13 protein-coding genes are annotated in these 15,563 nt (G+C 69.4%); 11 read left to right on the top strand and 2 right to left on the bottom strand.

Annotated elements, in window-relative coordinates:
• On the bottom strand, nucleotides 1-1,280 hold a 1,280-nt coding region (locus E1292_RS44085), incomplete at its 3' end, for a CCA tRNA nucleotidyltransferase (RefSeq protein ID WP_246090761.1).
• Nucleotides 1,281-1,423: 143 nt separating this feature from the next.
• On the opposite strand from E1292_RS44085, the gene E1292_RS44080 reads away from it, so the two are divergent.
• From E1292_RS44080 to trxA, 8 genes are all read left to right on the top strand, one after another.
• Nucleotides 1,424-1,948: an aminoacyl-tRNA deacylase gene (locus tag E1292_RS44080; protein ID WP_132605639.1), complete on the top strand. Its 525-nt coding sequence runs from the start codon at nucleotides 1,424-1,426 to the stop codon at nucleotides 1,946-1,948.
• Between the two features lie 50 nt (nucleotides 1,949-1,998).
• On the top strand, nucleotides 1,999-4,095 hold the full coding sequence (locus E1292_RS44075) for a DUF6049 family protein (protein ID WP_132605637.1): 2,097 nt from the start codon (nucleotides 1,999-2,001) through the stop codon (nucleotides 4,093-4,095).
• Nucleotides 4,092-5,699 (top strand): murein biosynthesis integral membrane protein MurJ, encoded by a 1,608-nt coding sequence (gene murJ, locus E1292_RS44070; protein WP_246090757.1) that lies wholly within the window; start codon nucleotides 4,092-4,094, stop codon nucleotides 5,697-5,699. The genes E1292_RS44075 and murJ overlap by 4 nt, the downstream gene beginning before the upstream one ends.
• A 167-nt stretch (nucleotides 5,700-5,866) precedes the next feature.
• Complete coding sequence (locus tag E1292_RS44065) at nucleotides 5,867-7,378, top strand: protein kinase family protein (RefSeq protein ID WP_132605635.1); 1,512 nt, start codon at nucleotides 5,867-5,869, stop codon at nucleotides 7,376-7,378.
• A gap of 15 nt (nucleotides 7,379-7,393) precedes the next feature.
• Nucleotides 7,394-8,029 carry an RNA polymerase sigma factor SigM gene (gene sigM, locus E1292_RS44060; RefSeq protein ID WP_132605633.1) on the top strand — a complete coding sequence of 212 codons (636 nt, stop codon included), beginning with the start codon at nucleotides 7,394-7,396 and terminating at the stop codon, nucleotides 8,027-8,029.
• Nucleotides 8,019-8,987 (top strand): anti-sigma factor family protein, encoded by a 969-nt coding sequence (locus E1292_RS44055; RefSeq protein WP_132605631.1) that lies wholly within the window; start codon nucleotides 8,019-8,021, stop codon nucleotides 8,985-8,987. The genes sigM and E1292_RS44055 overlap by 11 nt, the downstream gene beginning before the upstream one ends.
• 139 nt (nucleotides 8,988-9,126) lie before the next feature.
• Nucleotides 9,127-10,059, top strand: a complete 933-nt coding sequence (trxB, locus tag E1292_RS44050; RefSeq protein WP_132605629.1) for a thioredoxin-disulfide reductase — start codon at nucleotides 9,127-9,129, stop codon at nucleotides 10,057-10,059.
• Between the two features lie 11 nt (nucleotides 10,060-10,070).
• A complete protein-coding gene (gene trxA, locus E1292_RS44045; protein WP_132605627.1) occupies nucleotides 10,071-10,385 on the top strand; it encodes a thioredoxin in 315 nt (104 codons plus the stop codon).
• A 107-nt stretch (nucleotides 10,386-10,492) separates the two neighbouring features.
• Here trxA and E1292_RS44040 read toward each other — a convergent pair whose 3' ends face one another.
• Nucleotides 10,493-11,110 (bottom strand): GNAT family N-acetyltransferase, encoded by a 618-nt coding sequence (locus E1292_RS44040; protein ID WP_132605625.1) that lies wholly within the window; start codon nucleotides 11,108-11,110, stop codon nucleotides 10,493-10,495.
• Nucleotides 11,111-11,285: 175 nt separating this feature from the next.
• Between E1292_RS44040 and E1292_RS44035 the strand changes: the two genes are divergently transcribed.
• The 3 genes from E1292_RS44035 (at nucleotide 11,286) to E1292_RS44025 (ending at nucleotide 15,160) form a co-directional block, all read left to right on the top strand.
• On the top strand, nucleotides 11,286-12,611 hold the full coding sequence (locus tag E1292_RS44035) for an aminotransferase-like domain-containing protein (RefSeq protein WP_132605623.1): 1,326 nt from the start codon (nucleotides 11,286-11,288) through the stop codon (nucleotides 12,609-12,611).
• 155 nt (nucleotides 12,612-12,766) lie between these two features.
• Nucleotides 12,767-13,723: a D-alanine--D-alanine ligase family protein gene (locus E1292_RS44030; RefSeq protein ID WP_132605621.1), complete on the top strand. Its 957-nt coding sequence runs from the start codon at nucleotides 12,767-12,769 to the stop codon at nucleotides 13,721-13,723.
• A gap of 393 nt (nucleotides 13,724-14,116) precedes the next feature.
• Nucleotides 14,117-15,160, top strand: coding sequence for a threonine aldolase family protein (locus tag E1292_RS44025; protein ID WP_132605619.1), 1,044 nt, complete (start codon nucleotides 14,117-14,119; stop codon nucleotides 15,158-15,160).
• The last annotated feature ends 403 nt before the right edge of the window (nucleotides 15,161-15,563 follow it).

Raw genomic sequence — 15,563 nt, 5'->3', positions numbered from 1 at the left:
GGCCCCGGCCCCACCCCGAGCACGCGCTGGATCTCGTTGCCGTCGAGCTCGGGCCGGATCTTGGCCAGCTCCTCCTCCTCGGCGAGCCTGGAGATGCGCTCCTCGAGGTGGTCGTACGTCCGCGACAGCGCCGCGGCCTTGCGCTTGTTGCGGGTCGTGCAGTCGGCCCTGGTCAGCTTGTGCAGCCGGTCGAGCAGGTGGCCGGCGTCGCGCACGTAGCGGCGCACGGCGCTGTCGGTCCACTCGCCCGTGCCGTAGCCGTGGAAGCGCAGGTGCAGCTCGACCAGCCGGGAGACGTCGGACACGACGTCCTTCGGGAACTTCAGCTCGGTCATCCGCTTCTTCGTCATCTGGGCGCCGACCACCTCGTGGTGGTGGAACGACACCCGCCCGCCCGGCTCGTGGCGGCGCGTCTTCGGCTTGCCGACGTCGTGCATGAGCGCCGCCCAGCGCAGGATCCGGTCGGGCTTGCCGTCCTCCTCCTGCGCGATGGCCTGATCGAGCACCGTCAGCGTGTGCTCGTAGACGTCCTTGTGCCGGTGGTGCTCGTCGATCTCGAGGCGCAGCTTGGGCAGCTCGGGCAGCACGTACGCGGCCAGGCCCGTCTCGACCAGCAGCCGCAGCCCCTCGCGCGGGTTGGCGCCGCAGAGGAGCTTGTCGAGCTCGTCGCGGATGCGCTCGGCGGAGACGATCTGGATGCGCTCGGCCATCGAGGACATCGCCGCCAGCGCGTCGTCGTCCACCTCGAACCCGAGCTGCGAGGCGAACCTGGCCGCCCGCAGCATGCGCAGCGGGTCGTCGCCGAAAGACCGCTCGGGAGGTCCCGGCGTGCGCAGCACCTTGGCGCGCAGGTCGCGCAGCCCGCCGTACGGGTCGGCGAACTCGTGCCCGGGCAACCGCACCGCCATCGCGTTGACCGCGAAGTCGCGCCGCTCCAGGTCGGCCTCCAGCGTCTCGCCGTACATGACCTCGGGCTTGCGCGACTTCGGGTCGTACGACTCGCTGCGGTAGGTCGTGACCTCGATGAGCGAGCCGCCCTTGCGCAGGCCGACGGTGCCGAAGTCGATGCCGATCGTCCACACGGAGTCGGCCCAGGGCTTGACGAGCTCCAGCACCTGCTCGGGCCGGGCGTCGGTGGTCAGGTCGAGGTCGTTGCCGATGCGCCCGAGGAGGAGATCACGCACGGGCCCGCCGACCAGGGCGAGCTCGTGGCCGTGCGCGGCGAACAGGCGGCCGAGCTCGTCGGCCGCCGGCGCGATCTTGCGGAACAGGCCGTGCATGGCCTGCCGCTGGCTTTCGGTCAGAGTTGAGTCGGACAAACTCAGTGGGTCCTTCCGGAACATATCCCCCGAGCCACACCAGGTCCGGGTTACCTTCGGTCATGGGACCGTCGGGGGCCATGGAACGAGGTAAGGAGGACTATATGAAGGACGCCCTCGCGATCCACCGCTGGCTCCTCGCACACCAGGTCCATCATGAGATCGTACGCCTTCCGCGTCCCATGACATCCGCGGAAGAGCTGCCGAAGACGGTCTCCGCGGCACCCGAGAGGTGCCTGATGGTCACCGTGTTCGACGTGGCCACCAGGGTCGGCCGCGAGGTCGTCATCGCGGTGACCTCCCCCGTCGCGCTGCCGCCGAGGCCAGGAGCCGTCGGCGGTCTGCTCGCCGCGCGCCAGGTGCGCTACGCCCCCGCCCACGTGGTCAACGCGGCCACCGACTACGCCGACGGGCTGGTGTGCCCGCTGCTGCTGCCGGAGTCGCTGCCCGTCTTCATCGACGACCGGCTGCGCGTGGACGAAGGACCGCTCTTCATGCCCATCGGCGAACGCCACACCGCGCTCTCCTTGCGCGCCGTCGACCTGCTGACTCTCCTGCCGGGAAAGCTGGCCGACCTACGGGGCACACGCCTGAGAGGATCACGTGGGGCGGTCGCGCGGCGGCACTGAACCCGTACCATTGCGGGCGTGCGTCGTCGTACTCCAGCTCGGGCATCCGCGTGATCCGTAAGGCCACGCTGCTCGCCGTGCTCTCCGCCGCGTTGTTCGCCCCCATGGTGGCGGCGACGCCGAGCACGGCTGCCACCAGCGCGAGCAGGCAGACCGTCACCGTGTCGCTCGCCTCGATCACGCCTGACGTGCCCACCTCGCAGACCGACGAGATCAAGTTCACCGGCACGGTCCGCAACGACACCGGCGCGCCCACGCCGGCCCAGCGCGTACGCCTGCGCTACACGCCGCAGAAGCTCACCGACCGGGCCTCCATGGCCGCCTACGTGGCCGACCAGACCACCGCGACGCTCCCGGGCAACGTCTCGTCCTTCTCGGCGATGGACATCCCGCCGCTGGCTGCCGGCGAGGAGGCGCGCTGGGAGTTCACCGCGACGCCGCCCCAGCTCGGCTACCGCTCGTTCGGGGTCTATCCGATCGCCATCGACGTGGCCCAGTACGGCGTGCCGGTCTACGCGCAGCGCACTTTCCTCACCTACGCGCCGCCCGCCGTCCCCAAGCCGCCGCGCAACAAGCTGGCCATCGCCCTGCCGGTCATCGACCAGCCGCACCGGGCGACCGACGGGTCCCGGTTCGTGGACGACAAGCTGAGCCAGTCGATCACCGGCAAGGGCCGGCTGGCCGACCTGGCCCGCATCGCGCAGGTCGCGCCCAAGACCGTCAGCTGGTTCGTCGAACCCGCGCTGCTCGACGACCTCAACGTGATGAAGGACGGCTACACGGTCGAGACGAAGGACGGCGAGGAGCGGAAGCCGGCCAGCGCCGAGGCCGGCACGTGGCTGACGACCATGCGCACCGCGCTGGCCTCCTCTCCCGTGATCGCGGTCCCCTACGCCGATCCCGACGTGACGGGGCTGGCCCACCGCGGCCTCGACGTCCAGCCCAACAGGGCCATCCAGCTGGCCGGGCAGAAGGCCGGAGAGCTGCTGGGCCGCGAGGTGAAGACCAACGTCAACTGGCCGCCCTCGGGCCGGCTCGACCCCGACGCGCTCGACCTCCTGTCGGTCGCCGAGGAGAAGGTCGACCGGGTGCTGCTCGACGCCGCCAACCTGCCGCCGCAACCGCCCGTCACCTTCACGCCCCACTCCGCCTCGACCCTCGACTCGGTCAACGGTCCCGTCACCGCGCTCGTCGCCGACCCCCAGCTGAGCGCCCTGTTCGAGCCTGAGGGCACGACGAGCGTGCTGCTGAGCACCCAGCGCTTCATCGCCGAGACCGCGATGATCTCCGCCGAGCCGGGCCAGACCACGCCGCGGTCGCTGGTCGTCGCCCCCTCCCGGCGCTGGGACCCCAACCCGTCGCTCGTCTCCGCCCTGATGAAGACCGCGGGCCGCCTGCCGTGGCTGCAGCTGACCACGCTCGAGTCGATCAAGCCGGGCAAGGCGTCGGTGCCTCGCGCCGGGCTGACCTACACCGACGATGACCGCAAGGAGGAGCTGAGCGGCAAATACCTCAAGCGGGTCAAGGACACCTGGGCGAAGGCGCAGCTGACCGCCGAGATCACGACGACCAGGACGCAGTCGAGCTTCGACACGGCCGTGCTCAGGCTGTCCTCCTCGGCCTGGCGCTCCAGCTCGCGGGCGGGCCGCGCGCTGACCAAGCAGGTGAGCGAGGAGGTCGAGGATCGCCTGGAGAAGGTCGCGATCACCGGGGCCGGCCCCGACCGGCCGCGCACGCTGGCCGGCAGCAACGGCGTGGTGCCCATCAGCGTGAAGAACTCCGCCGGCGCCCCCATCGCCCTCTACATCGACGTCCAGTCCAACAACCGCAAGCTGCTGCAGGTGAAAGATCAGGACGAGCTGCTGACCATCGGCGTCGGGCAGAGCGGCACGGTCCAAGTGCCGATGAACGCCACCAGCAACGGCGACGCGACGGTCACCGTGCAGCTCAAGACCACCGACGGCAAGGCGTACGGCGAGCCGGTGCGGCTGACCATCCGCACCACCGGCTACACCGGCATCGCCTCCGTGATCGTCGGAGCCGCTCTCACCGTTATGCTCGCCGCCGTGGTGACGCGGGTGCTGCGGCGACGGTCAGAACGCAAGCTCGCCCGGGCCGCCAAGAACCGGGAGGTGAGCACCGCATGAGCCGCATGCTGCGGGCCAGCGCCATCATGGCGGCGGGCACGATGGTGTCCAGGGTCACAGGTTTCGTCAGGACCATGGTGCTGGCCTACGCCATCGGCACGGCTCTGCTCGGCGACGCCTACAACGCGGCCTACGCGATCCCCTACAGCATTCTCGACCTGCTGCTGCTGGGCGTGCTGAGCAGCGTCGTGGTGCCGATGATCGTCCGGGCCCAGCAGCACGACGCCGACGGCGGGCGAGCCTACGAGCAGCGGCTGCTGACGCTCGCCACGCTGGCGCTGGCCGTCATCGCGGTCGCCGCCGCGTTCGCCGCGCCGCTGCTCATCGACCTCTACACGGTGTGGGCGCCGGGCAGCCGGGAGTTCGAGGTCGCGGTCACGCTGGCCCGCTTCATCCTGCCGCAGCTGGCCTTCTTCGGCATGGGCGCGGTGGCGGGCGCCATCCTCAACACCCGCGACCGCTTCGCCGCGCCCATGTGGGCGCCGGTGCTCAACAACCTCGTCGTCATCTGCGCGTTCCTCCTCTTCGCCATGGTCAGCACCGCGAAGGGCGACATCGCGAAGGTCACCGACGGCGAGCTCGTCCTGCTCGGCCTCGGCACCACGGCCGGCATCGTGGCCCAGGCCGCGGTGCTGATCGTGGCGCTCAAGCGCGCCGGGTTCTCCTTCATGCCCCGCTTCGACCTGCGCAACGCCCGGCTGGGCGAGATGGCCAAGGCCGGCGTCTGGACGATCGGCTACACCGTCGTCACCCAGCTCGGCTTCGTGCTGACGACCAACCTGGCCAGCGCCGCGGGCACCCTGGTGGAGGGGCACGGCATCAGCCCGTACACCCTGGCGTTCCAGCTCTTCCAGCTGCCCTACGGAGTCATCGGCGTCTCGGTGATCACGGCCATGCTGCCGCGGATGAGCAGGGCCGTCAGCGACGGGCGGTTCGACGACGTCCGCTCCGAGTTCGGGTCGAGCGTACGCCTCATCTGCTCGCTGATGGTGCCGGTGTCGCTGCTGCTCATGGTGCTCGGCCCGGCGATCACCGTGCCGATCTACGGCCACGGCGCCAACAGCGTCGCCGACGCCGTCTACATCGGCAACGTGCTGCAGGTCTACGGGCTGGCGCTGGTGCCGTTCGCGCTCTTCCAGCTGCTGCTCCGGGTCTTCTACAGCTTCGGCGACACCCGCACTCCGGTGTTCGTGGGCGCGGGCACGACGGCGGTCAACGCCCTGCTCATGTGGCTGTTCTTCACGCTGCTGCCGGCGCGTTACGCCGTGATGGGGCTGGCTCTCGCGTACGCGGTCGCGTACGCGCTGGGCGCCCTGACGGCCTGGTGGCTGGCCGGCCGCCGCGTTCAGGGGCTGGGCGGATGGAGCATCGGCATGGCGCTGACGAGGATGTATCTCGCCGCTCTGCCCACCGCCGTACTGGCACTCGGGGCGGTCTGGGTGGTCACGGGGGTGTTCGACGGGCTAGGGTTCGTCAATTCGCTGATCGTTCTGGCCGTCGGTGGCGGCCTTGGATTGCTCCTCTATCTCGGCGTTGCGCACAGAATGCGCATCCCGGAGGTCAACTCCATCGTTGGGATGGTCGCGGGGCGGGTAGGTCGGTAAAGAACGCGGGCGGAATCTACTCGGCACTACCATGGAGCCCGACACGCGGCGAATGGAAGCAGGAGGGGCGTGGGCGGATCCACCCGGCATAGCGTGCCTTCGTGGTACACGACCACGCAGGTGAGTCGAGTCATGAGCACGCCCGATCGGCCCAGCGGAGTGAGCCAGTGAGCACGTCGGCCGTCGAACCCGGCACCCGCCTCGCCGAGCGCTTCCGGCTGGAAGACCGCGTCAGCGAGTCCGACGGCGCCACCCTGTGGAAGGCCATCGACGAGATCCTCGCCCGGCCCGTGGCGGTCCACACCTTCGCCCCCGGCTTTCCCCGGGTTCACGAGGTGGTCACGGCCGCCCGGTCGGCGAGCCGGCTCACCGACCCGCGCCTGACCCAGGTGTTCGACGCGGCGGAGGACGACAAGGCCTCCTACGTCGTCAGCGAGTGGGTCACCGGCGAGAGCCTGACCGACCTGCTGGCCTCGGGCCCGCTGGAGCCGGAGCGCGCGGCGGGGCTGGTCGCCGAGGCCGCCGAGGCGCTCGCGCACGCCCACGAGTCGCAGCTCTACCACCTGTGCCTGCGCCCGTCCCACCTGGTGTGGACGACCGGCAACACGGTCAAGGTGCTCGGCGTGGCCGTCGACGCGGCCATGTACGGTCTCACCACCGACCAGCCGGCGCTCGACGACGCCGAGGGCCTCGGCCGGCTGCTCTACGCGGGGCTGACCGGCCACTGGCCCGGCGACGAGGAAGAGGGCGGGCTGCCCGCGGCGCCGATGACCGACGGCCACTTCTGCACGCCACGGCAGGTCACCGCGGGCGTGCCCGGCTACCTCGACGCGGTGACCGTGCGGGCGTGCCTGCCCGAGGCGCGCAGGGGCCACGGCGCGCTGACCACTCCGGCCGAGGTGTCCGATGCGCTGGCCGACGTCGCCAGGCCGATGCCGATCCCGATCTCCTACCCCTCGACCCCCGCGGTGGCCTCCGCCTCCCACACCGAGGGCATCGACATCGCCCACCGGCAGAAGCTGGCCGTCCCTCCGCCGCAGCCCCCGCCGCACCACGTGCCCAAGCGCGAGGGCAGCATGGTCAACCGGGTGCTGATGACGCTGGTGGTGCTGCTCGTCATCGCCGCCGTCGGCGTGGGCGCGTGGACGATCGGCAGGAGCCTGGGCAGCCCCACCACTCCTGAGGCGCAGAAAACGGTCCCCAGCACGTCGGCGTCGGCCTCCGCCGAGGCCGAGGCCGTCGAGCCCGAGAGCGCCAAGGGCTTCGACCCGCTCGGCGACAGTGACGAGAAGTCCGACATCGCGAAGCTGGCCGTCGACGGCAAGTCCGGCACGTTGTGGAAGACCGAGGCCTACACCAGCGCCGACCTGGGCCGGCTCAAGGACGGCGTCGGCCTGCTGCTCGACATGGGCAAGTCCATGCAGATCAGCGACGTGGTGGCCACGCTGGGCGACGCGCCGGGCGCGACCGTGGAGCTCAAGGTAGGCGACTCCGCCGATCTCGACTCGCTGAAAACGGTGGCGACCGAGAAGAACGCAGCAGGTAAAACCACCCTCACCCCCGAAGAACCGGCAAGCGGTCAGTACGTTTTGATCTGGTTTACGCGCGTTCCGGCGGATGCGGGCAAGTTTCATGGCACCATCTATGAAGTAGTGGTGCACTCTCCCGGATCGGCATAATCAGGAAACTCTCTTGTGAACTCCCCACCCGAGACACCCTCAGCAGCGGAGCGGCCGGCGGTTACAGACGCCGAGCTGCTGACTGCCCATATCAACGGGGATCCTCACGCCTTCAGCGAAATCGTCAAGAGGCACCGCGACCGCATGTGGGCGGTCGCCCTGCGTACGCTCGGTGACCCCGACGAGGCCGCTGATGCCGTGCAGGACGCCTTCGTCTCCGCATACCGCAAGGCCGCCACGTTTCGCGGCGAGGCGGCCGTCACCACCTGGCTGCACCGCATCGTGGTCAACGCCTGCCTCGACCGGATGCGCCGCAAGTCCGTCAGGCCCGTCGCCGACGACGAGCTGATCGAGGCCGCCGAGCGCGAGACCCCCCTGCCCGACCAGACCGTGGAGCGTGAGGTCTCCATGGAGGTCTCCGCCGCGCTCAAACTCCTGCCCGGCGATCAGCGGGCGGCCCTCGTCCTCGTCGACATGATGGGCTATTCGGTCGAAGACGCAGCTCAGGTGCTCCAAGTGCCGAGCGGCACGGTGAAGAGCCGGTGCGCCAGAGGACGCGCGAAACTTGCCCCGATTCTTTCGCATCTGCGGAACCGAACGGACTCCAATCGCGTCTCATCCGCGAAGGGAGCAGAACTTCGTGACGGGTGATACGCACTACGATCTGGACATCCTGGCCGAGCTGGCCGAGGGTCTCCTGGACGTCGACACGGCACGCCAGGTCCGCGGGCATCTCGCGGTCTGCGACCCCTGCGGGGAGCTACTGGCAGACCTGGCGACGGTTCGCGAGGTGCTCGCGGCGACCCCCACACCGGCCATGCCGATGGGCGTCGCACTGCGCATCGACCAGGCTCTGGCCGCCGAGGCGGAGTCCCGGAAGGGCGGAGGCGTCGGCCTCGCGGACGCACCGGACTGGGACGAGCTCATGCGGGACGCCCCGTGGGAGCGCCCAGTCGAGGTGCCGGAGCCCGCACACTTCGGCAGGTCGGCGGGCAAGGTTCCGGAGACCGATGCCCCACGAGAGGACGCCGCCGAGCCGGTGCGCCTCGGGGTGGTCGCCGATGACGGCACCATCGTCCCGGCCAGGCGCACGCGCGCACGACGACGCGGCTGGGCGTTGCCCGCGGTCGCGGCAGCGGCGGCGGCCGTCGTGGTCGGCACGGCGGTGGCCTCCACCAATCTGCTGGCCGGCAGCGGCGGTCAGGGCGAAACCGTCGCCCCACCGGTGGCGCTGCCCACGCAGTCGAAGCCGGTGACGACGCCCTCACAGGTGCAGCGGAAACCGGTGCGGGCGAAGTCGTACGCGCTGACCGACAGCCAGCACAACTACAGCGACCACGAGTTGCGGCAGCCGCTCGAAGGCGTTTTCGGCCCCGCGCCCATCGTCGGCGGCGGCACGTCCGACGCCGCGAGCGTCGACAAGTGCGTGAGCAGGGTGGCGAACCGGTCGAAGCTGCCGACGTACGCGGTCGACCAGGGGCAGTACAACGGCCAGGAGGCGCTGGTGATCGCCTCGTGGAAGGACAAGGCCGCGCAGAAGCTGCGCATAGACATCGTCGACCCGTTCAACTGCAAGAACCTTCGCAGGCCCGCGCTGGGCCGCTGGTAGGCGAAACCCCACGTCAGAGCCCGCTTCGGCGGGCTCTTTCGTTTCGGGTGGGTGTTGTGGGCAGGGCGGGGAATCATGGCGGCCTAGGATCTGTTGACGCCGATGGCATCCAGCAGACGAGGAAGGCAGGCGTGAAGCGTTGAGCGACGTGCGTAACGTGATCATCATTGGATCCGGCCCAGCCGGCTACACCGCGGCCGTCTACTCCGCTCGTGCCGAGCTCAAGCCGCTGATCTTCGAGGGCTCCGTCACAGCGGGCGGCGCGCTCATGAACACCACCGACGTGGAGAACTTCCCCGGGTTCCCCGACGGCATCATGGGTCCCGACCTGATGGACAACCTGCGCAAGCAGGCCGAGCGCTTCGGGGCCGAGCTGGTCGCCGACGACGTCGTCGAGGTCGACCTCGAGGCCAACCCCAAGGTCGTCAAGACCCACACCGACACCTACTACGCCAAGTCCGTCATCCTGGCGATGGGGTCCGGCTACCGCGAGCTCGGCCTGACGAACGAGAAGCGCCTGTCCGGGCACGGCGTGTCCTGGTGTGCCACCTGTGACGGCTTCTTCTTCCGCAACAAGGACATCGTGGTCGTCGGCGGCGGCGACACCGCGATGGAGGAGGCCACGTTCCTGACCAGGTTCGGCCGCATGGTGACGGTGGTCCACCGGCGTGACACGCTGCGGGCCAGCAAGATCATGCAGGACCGCGCGTTCGCGAACGACAAGATCCGGTTCGTCTGGGACTCCGAGGTCGTCGACGTGATCGGCGACACCAAGGTCGAGGCGGTCAAGCTGCGCAACCTCAAGACCGGCGAGGAGTGCGAGCTGGCCACCGACGCGCTGTTCCTGGCCATCGGCCATGACCCGCGCACCGAACTGGTCAAGGGCCAGATCGACCTCGACGAGAACGGATACATCAAGGTGGCCTCCCCCAGCACCGCCACCAACATCGAGGGCGTCTTCGCCGCAGGAGACGTCGTGGACCACACCTACCGCCAGGCCATCACCGCGGCCGGCACCGGCTGCGCGGCCTCGCTCGACTCCGAGCGCTGGCTGGCCACCATCGAGAAGTGAAGGAGCGCACCGTGAAGGCTGTCACCGACGCCACCTTTGACAACGAGGTCCTCAAGAGCGACAAGCCCGTCCTGGTCGATTTCTGGGCCGAATGGTGCGGCCCGTGCCGCCAGGTCTCGCCCATCCTCCAGGAGATCGCCAACGAGCACGGCGACAAGCTGGAGGTCGTCAAGCTCAACATCGACGAGAATCCTGAGGTCCCGCGCCAGTACGGCGTACTCCAGATCCCCACGCTGAACGTCTACAAGGGTGGAGAGGTCGTGAAGCAGATCATCGGCGCCAAGCCGAAGGCCATGCTGCTGCGCGAGCTCGAGGGCATCATCTAGCGCCTGCGGCGCTGGTAGTTCGCCCTTCGTGGCGCGCTTCGCCCGGCAAAGCCCCCGTCTTCCCTGGCGGGGGCTTTCGCATGGGCGTATGGAGAGCTGAGATGCCGTTAGACGGGACGTAGGGCGCGTTCCGGACTCATGGAGCCGAGGAGCCGTTCCAGCGCCACCTCGACGTCCTCGCGCCACGAAACGGCGGTCTTGAGTTCCAGCCTGAGCCGCGGAAATCTCAAATGCGGACGAACTGTCTTAAAACCAACAGAAAGCAGGTATTCCGCAGGGACTATGCAACTAGGCTCTTCCCACTTGAGGTCGCCAAAAGCTTCTATGGCTTTCACCCCGCGCCTGGTCAGGTCTTTGGCGACTCCCTGGATGAGCATCCGGCCCAGCCCGCCGCCCGAGAACTCGGGAATGATGTGGGCCGACATCAGCAGCACCGCGTCGGCGCTGACCGGCGAGGTGGGGAAGGCGAGCGAACGCGGGCTGTAGAGCGGCGGGCTGTAGAGCACGAAGCCCGCGGGCACCCCGTCGACATAGACGATCTTCCCGCAGCTCCCCCATTCCAGGAGCGTGCCGGAGATCCAGGCCTCCTTCTCCAGCCCGGCGTCGCCCGACTCCACCGCGCGCTCACCGCTGACGGGATCGAGCTCCCAGAACACGCACCGCCGGCAGCGCCGCGGCAGATCGTCAAGATTGTCCAGGGTTATGTTGACCAGCCGGCGCGACAACTACCGCCCCTATCGTTGACCCGGAAAAGCGCGCGAAAACCGCGTCCACAGGTGGCATCGTAGCCCAGTGAAGATGCCGCCAGCCGACACCACGACGGTCAGCCCCGTCACGAGCGACATGTCCGTCTAGCGTAATCTGGTATTTCAGTCCGATATGACACCTAGGAGGTGGGCCGTGACAGCAGAGCGGGATCACGGTCAGGCACCCGCGACTCACGGGTCGCGCATCGACGCGTACGTCGATCGGTACGCCGCACGAGCTACCGGGATGGTCGCCTCCGAGATCCGAGCTCTCTTCGCCGTCGCGTCGAGACCCGAGGTGGTCTCGCTCGCCGGCGGCATGCCGTACGTCACGGCGCTCCCCCTCGACATGGTCGGCGAGCTGGTCTCCGACCTGGTCACCAAGCGCGGCCCCGTCGCGCTGCAGTACGGTTCCGGCCAGGGTGACCCGCACCTGCGCGAGCAGATCTGCGAGGTCATGCGGCTGGAGGGGATTCACGCCGGGCCGAACGACGTGGTCGTCACCGTCGGATCGCAGCAGGCCCTCGACCTGATCACCCGGATCTTCATCGACCCCGGCGACGTGGTGCTCGCCGAGGGCCCCTCGTATGTGGGGGCCTTGGGGACGTTCGCCGCCTACCAGGCCAAAGTGGTCCACATCGCCATGGACGATCAGGGCATCGTGCCCGAATCCCTGGCCCAGACCATCTACGCCCTCGAAACAGCGGGCGCGCCCATCAAGTTCCTCTACACGATCCCGACCTTCCAGAACCCGGCCGGCGTGACCCTCAACATCGCCCGCCGCCAGCAGGTGCTCGACATCTGCCAGCGGGCCGGGGTCCTCGTCATCGAGGACAACCCGTACGGGCTGCTCGGCTTCGACGGCGAGCCCATGCGCGCCCTGCGAGCCGACAACCCGGACGGCGTGGTCTATCTCGGGTCCTTCTCCAAGACGCTCGCCCCCGGCTTCCGCGTCGGCTGGGCGCTCGCCCCGCACGCCATCCGCGACAAGCTCGTGCTCGCCATGGAGTCGGCCGTGCTGTCCCACTCCTCGTTCACCCAACTGGCCGTCGGCCAGTACCTCGCCACGCAGCCATGGCGCGAGCAGATCAAGACGTTCAAGGAGCTCTACCGCGAGCGCCGCGACGCCCTCCTCGACGCGCTCGACGCCCTGATGCCGCCCGAGGTCACCTGGACCCGCCCCGCCGGCGGGTTCTTCGTGTGGGCCACCCTGCCCGAAGGGCTCGACTCGAAGGCCATCCTGCCGCGGGCCGTGGCCGAGCGGGTCGCGTTCGTACCCGGCACCGGGTTCTTCTCCGACGGCAGCGGGGCGCGGCACATGCGCCTGTCGTTCTGCTTCCCCGAGCCCGACCGCATCCGTGAAGGGGTGCGGCGGCTCGCCGGAGTGATCGAACAGGAGATGCAGCTGCGCGACACGTTCGGCACCTCGTCGGCCCGCGACCACGCCGGCGTGGACACGCCAGGGCCCGACCTGGCCTGACCGTCACGACAGGGGCCGGCGCCATCTTGCGGGGCGACGCCGGCCCCTGAACTTTGCGCCCCCAGGGCCGGGCACGCGGACGAAGCACCTGCCGTACACCATCCACCCCCCGCGCCGGTACGGTTGGACAGCGTGCGATCAGCGGAGGAGTTGTGATGAGCGATCTGGGCCACGTGCTCGTGCTGGCCGGAGGCCTCTCCTATGAGCGAGAGGTGTCTCTGCGGTCCGGTCGCCGAGTCAGCGAGGTGCTGCGCGCGGCGGGCGTCGACGTTGATGCCCGCGACACCGACGCGTCCCTCGTGCCCTCGATCCTCGCCGACCCGCCGGAGGCCGTGTTCGTCACCCTGCACGGCGGCGCGGGCGAGGACGGCGCGATCCGTTCCGTCCTGGAGCTGCTCAACGTCCCCTACGTGGGCGCCGACCCCGACGCCTGCCGGGTGGCCTTCGACAAACCCACCGCCAAGGCCGTCGTACGCTCCGTCGGCCTGCACACCCCCGAGTCCGTCACGCTGCCGAAGGAGACGTTCCACGACCTCGGCGCCACCGTCGTGCTCGGCCGCATCGTGGAACATCTCGGCCTGCCCCTCTTCGTCAAGCCCGCCCGCGGCGGCTCGGCGCTCGGCGCCTCCATCGTCCGCACCGCGGAAGAGCTCCCCGCCGCCATGGTCGGCTGCTTCGCCTACGGCGACACGGCACTGATCGAGCGGTACGTCGACGGCGTGGAAGTGGCCGTCTCCGTGGTCGACGTCGGCAACGGCCCGGAGGCCCTGCCCGCCGTGGAGATCGTCCCCGACGAAGGCGTCTACGACTACGCGGCCCGTTACACGGCCGGCCACACGGAGTTCTTCGCCCCCGCCCGCCTCTCCCCCGAGGCCGCCGCGGCGTGCGCGGAAACGGCGGTGACCGCCCACACGGCGCTCGGGTTGCGCGACATCTCCCGTACGGACCTGATCGTCGACGCGGCGGGCACCCCCCATTTCCTCGAAGTCAACGTGGCGCCAGGGATGACGGAGACCTCCCTCCTGCCCATGGCCGCCGAAGCGGCCGGCCAGGACCTGGGCGACCTCTGTCGCGCCCTCCTCCAGAACGCCGCCACCCGCTCCCGCCCTTAGAACCCACCTCGGGGCAAGGGAGGCAGGTGCCTGGCAAGGGGTCACGAGGCGGCTGCCGACGGATTCGGTGCCTGCCACGGGTTGGCAGGATAGCGGTGGCGACGCGGTCGATGGATCGGGCGGGTTTCGGAGTGGTGACGCTGCAGGGGTTGGTACGTTCCCGGCGGGTGCTCGGTGGGGGATGGTGTGAGCCCGGGGCGGACACCATGCGCGGGCGTGGGGCTGGGATCGAAGGCGGACACCTGGCGGGGGTTGGACTCCAGGCGGGGATCAGGACCGCGCGCGAGTTGGGCTCCAAGGGCAGATGCGGGTCCGCACCTAGGGCGGCTTCGAGGGTAGGTGCGGGTCCGCGTCTGGGGTTGGCTGCGTCCGCAGTGAAAGTAGCCTTGCGGTGTGCTGATCGATTCGACGTACCCCAAGAGCTTCGCCAGCGACAACCACGCGGGCGTGCACCCGGACATCCTGGCGGCCATGGCCGCCGCCAACGACGGAGACGCGCCCGCCTACGGCGGCGACCGCTGGACCGCGGCCTTCGAAGAAGGGATCAAGGAGGTGTTCGGGCCGGCCGCGGAAGGCTTCGCGGTGCTCAACGGAGCGGGCGCCAACATGGTCGGTCTCGCCCTGATGCTCGGCCGCTACGACGCCATTCTCTGCGCCGACAGCGCCCACATCGCCACCCATGAAGCAGGGGCGGCTGAGCGCCTGCTCGGCGTGAAGTTGATGACGATCCCCACCGCGCAGGGCAAGCTCCAACCCGACGACATCAAGGCACGCCTGGGCGGTGTCGGCAACCACCACGAATCCCAGCCCGCCGTCGTCTCCATCTCCCAGTGCACGGAACTCGGCACCACCTACTCGGCCGAGGAGATCGCCGCCCTCGCAGAGACGGCGCACGAGGCCGGACTCCGTCTCCACGTGGACGGCGCACGGCTCGCCAACGCCGCCGCCTTCCTGGGTTGCGACCTGAACGCCATCACCACAGACGTGGGAGTGGACGTCTTCAGCTTCGGCGGCACCAAGAACGGTGCGCTGGCCGCCGAAGCCGTAGTAGTGCTCAACTCCGAACTGACCCGGGCCGTACCTTTCCTGCGCCGCCAGTCGCTCCAACTCGCCTCGAAGATGCGCTTCATCTCGGCCCAGCTGTCGGCACTCCTGACGGACGACTTGTGGCGGCAGAACGCTGATCACGCCAACCGGATGGCGACGCGACTGGCGGACGGCCTGGAAGGCATCGCCGGGGTGTCGTTGGCTTATCCCGTTCAGTCCAACGCCGTCTTCGCCGCCTTGCCTCCGTCGGTGGGCGCGACGCTCCTCCAGCGGTACCTGTTCCACTACTGGGACGAGGCGACCGGCGTCGTCCGCTGGATGACCGCCTTCGACACGACCCCCGAACACGTCGACGACTTCCTCGACGACCTCCGCAAGGCCGCCATGTGACCTTCCGCGTGTTTCACGTGAAACACGCGGAAGCATGCCCGCCAGGACCCACAGCCGCGTCCAGCGTGTCGCTGCGCGAAGAGCGCCTCGCTGCGGGCCTGTCCGTCTCGCGACTGACGTTTCACGTGAAACACAGCGGCGCCCGCCTGATCGACAGTGTCGCCTCACCCTCTCCTCCATGAGGGCGACCAAGCATCTTTCGCTCCTCCGCTGCGGGCGCTCGCTCACCACTCGCGCACTGACCGCCCCATCATGTGGGGCGCGCTTCACATGTGAGCTTCCACGCCTGATCCGCTTCGCGCAGTCGAGTACACGAACATCACGCCACGGCGGCAGGCACGGCGACTACCGACTGCCACGGGCTCCAAGCCGTCGAGACCAACACCCCGCGTCCCCGCGTCCC

Source organism: Nonomuraea deserti (assembly GCF_004348685.1).
In the GTDB taxonomy this organism is placed as follows: Bacteria; Actinomycetota; Actinomycetes; order Streptosporangiales; family Streptosporangiaceae; genus Nonomuraea; species Nonomuraea deserti.
Note: the sequence above shows the minus strand (reverse complement) of the source record. Positions and strands in the feature narration are given on the sequence as shown.

Excerpts from the sequence above, each read along its gene's own strand:
- E1292_RS44080 (WP_132605639.1), top strand. The coding sequence starts at position 1,424 with ATGAAGGACGCCCTCGCGATCCACCGCTGGCTCCTCGCACACCAGGTC.
- murJ (WP_246090757.1), top strand. The coding sequence starts at position 4,092 with ATGAGCCGCATGCTGCGGGCCAGCGCCATCATGGCGGCGGGCACGATG.
- E1292_RS44030 (WP_132605621.1), top strand. The coding sequence starts at position 12,767 with ATGAGCGATCTGGGCCACGTGCTCGTGCTGGCCGGAGGCCTCTCCTAT.